Raw genomic sequence first — 2,047 nt, forward strand, 5'->3', positions numbered from 1 at the left:
CGTGTTATTAGCAATAGCTATTTAACTTGATCACAAATACAACCAAATTATTTTCGATTTAGCTTTATCACCGTTTCAACGAATTGTTAAATACATAATTGTTTGTAAAAACATATTCTTATATCAATCATACATAACAGTAATTACATTAAATAAAAGATTAATAAGTGTATTTTATGGATGAAATATCACTTTTTTCTTATATATTTTTTGGGGATTTTCTTTGCCATATATAACTCCTTGACCTCATCTAAAGAGAGAAAAATTGATCTTAAATACTTCATTTTTTAGAGTTTTTTTTGTACATAATTTCAAATCATTTAAGGTCAATTGAGCTCATTTTTATAAGGTGGGCACAATTTGGTCACAAAAGTTTTTTAATATGACTTCGTGATATCGAGAATACAAAGACGATCACGGCTTTATTAAGAAGAAAAAAATTATATAAATCAAAAATAAAAAGCCCCTATCTTTCGATTGAGGCTTTTTAGAATATGGAGCGGGAAACGAGACTCGAACTCGCGACCCCAACCTTGGCAAGGTTGTGCTCTACCAACTGAGCTATTCCCGCAAATATTTGAGCAGTTTTATAAAAAACTTTCACTAAAAACAATCTGGAGCGGGAAACGAGACTCGAACTCGCGACCCCAACCTTGGCAAGGTTGTGCTCTACCAACTGAGCTATTCCCGCGTGCCGCTTATAATACATTAAGCAAATCAAGGGTCAACCACTTTATGCAAATAATGCTGCTGATTGCATAAAATAAAATCATATTCGCGCTCTGATCGCCTGAGTTATTCTATTTGACTCACTTTTTATGTGTTTTTCAGTGTTTTAATCTTAGGCACGTTATACTTCCATCCATCTTTCTATGTAAATAGGTAACTGATCATGACGCTCGAACAACAACTGATTGAACGTTTAAATACATTGCAACCCACGCATCTTGAAGTGATCAACGAGTCTGCGGGTCACGGTGGTTACTTTCCGGGTAAAGAAAGTCATTTTAAAGTCGCTATTGTAAGTCCAATTTTTCAGGGACTTCGACTGGTGCAACGTCACCAAAAAGTCTATGCAGTCGCAACAGATTTAATGAATCCTGGTAAAATTCATGCATTGGCGATTCATGCCTATACGCCAGATGAATGGCAAGGCCAAGTACCCGATAGTCCTGAATGTGCGCATGCACCTAAAAATTAAACAAATTGATAGATAAAAATGGATATACATTTATTCGTCCTTGTCATTCATCTGGTTGCATTGGCACTTGCAGCAATAGCTGTGCTGATTCGTTCTATGCCTTTATGGATGACTACGCCTGATCAGTCTGAGTCTCCTGCGACCAATAAACTCTGGATTGCCCTGCAACATTCAGGATTTACGCTTGTTGTCATTACGGGACTTGTTTTGTTATCGCTGAATCATTTTCAAATGCAGCCGTGGTTTTATGCCAAAATTATTCTGTTTGTGGTAATGCTTTCGTCTTTCAGTAAAGCATTTAAAAAGGATCAGTCTATTTTAGTGGTACAGCGCAAAGCAGGTCTGGTCATTGGCTGTGTGGCATTTGTTGCTATTTTGGGTTTAGTCATGATCAAGCCAGTTTTTGGTTAATTGTTTGACATTCTTTGCATTTATATCGATTGGCTAGGTTAAACTCTAAACAAGTTTGAAAAAATAGTGATGAGGGAAGCATGTTTACACGGGTGGTTTTCAACCAAAAAGGCGGTGTGGGTAAATCAAGTATCACGGTAAATCTGGCAGCAATTAGTGCTGCGCAAAACTTAAGAACACTGGTGATTGATTTAGATCCACAAGCCAATTCTAGCCAATACCTATTAGGTGAACAGGCGACTTACTCCGCAGATAAAAATGCCTTAGAGCCGAACATCGAAAACTTTTTTGATGATGTCTTAGGTAATAATCAACCAAAAGGGTTGATTGGTAATGCCATTGGTTCAATTTTAAAATCACGCGCCAAAGGCTTGGAAAGTTTTGTGCATCATACGGCTTTTCCAAAGCTGGACGTGATTCCAGCCAGCCCAACAC

General features: G+C 37.3%; 3 protein-coding genes and 2 tRNA genes. 3 read left to right on the top strand and 2 right to left on the bottom strand.

The genetic code is table 11. The features are described 5' to 3' along the window. Nucleotides 1–495 precede the first annotated feature (495 nt). Nucleotides 496–571: transfer RNA gene (locus J500_RS16695), tRNA-Gly, on the bottom strand. Between the two features lie 44 nt (nt 572–615). Beyond that, nucleotides 616–691, bottom strand: a tRNA-Gly gene (locus tag J500_RS16700). Nucleotides 692–892: 201 nt separating this feature from the next. Between J500_RS16700 and J500_RS16705 the strand changes: the two genes are divergently transcribed. From J500_RS16705 to J500_RS16715, 3 genes are all read left to right on the top strand, one after another. Next, nucleotides 893–1,201 (top strand): BolA family protein, encoded by a 309-nt coding sequence (locus tag J500_RS16705; protein WP_004995482.1) that lies wholly within the window; start codon nt 893–895, stop codon nt 1,199–1,201. 18 nt (nt 1,202–1,219) lie between these two features. After that, a complete protein-coding gene (locus tag J500_RS16710; RefSeq protein ID WP_004995485.1) occupies nt 1,220–1,612 on the top strand; it encodes a SirB2 family protein in 393 nt (130 codons plus the stop codon). An 80-nt stretch (nt 1,613–1,692) separates the two neighbouring features. After that, nucleotides 1,693–2,047, top strand: a 355-nt coding sequence (locus J500_RS16715; RefSeq protein ID WP_034700727.1) for a ParA family protein, incomplete at its 3' end; no start/stop codon positions are given.

Source organism: Acinetobacter sp. 479375, from assembly GCF_000581715.1.
Classification (GTDB): domain Bacteria; phylum Pseudomonadota; class Gammaproteobacteria; order Pseudomonadales; family Moraxellaceae; genus Acinetobacter; species Acinetobacter ursingii.

Excerpts from the sequence above, each read along its gene's own strand:
- J500_RS16705 (WP_004995482.1), top strand. The coding sequence starts at position 893 with ATGACGCTCGAACAACAACTGATTGAACGTTTAAATACATTGCAACCC.
- J500_RS16710 (WP_004995485.1), top strand. The coding sequence starts at position 1,220 with ATGGATATACATTTATTCGTCCTTGTCATTCATCTGGTTGCATTGGCA.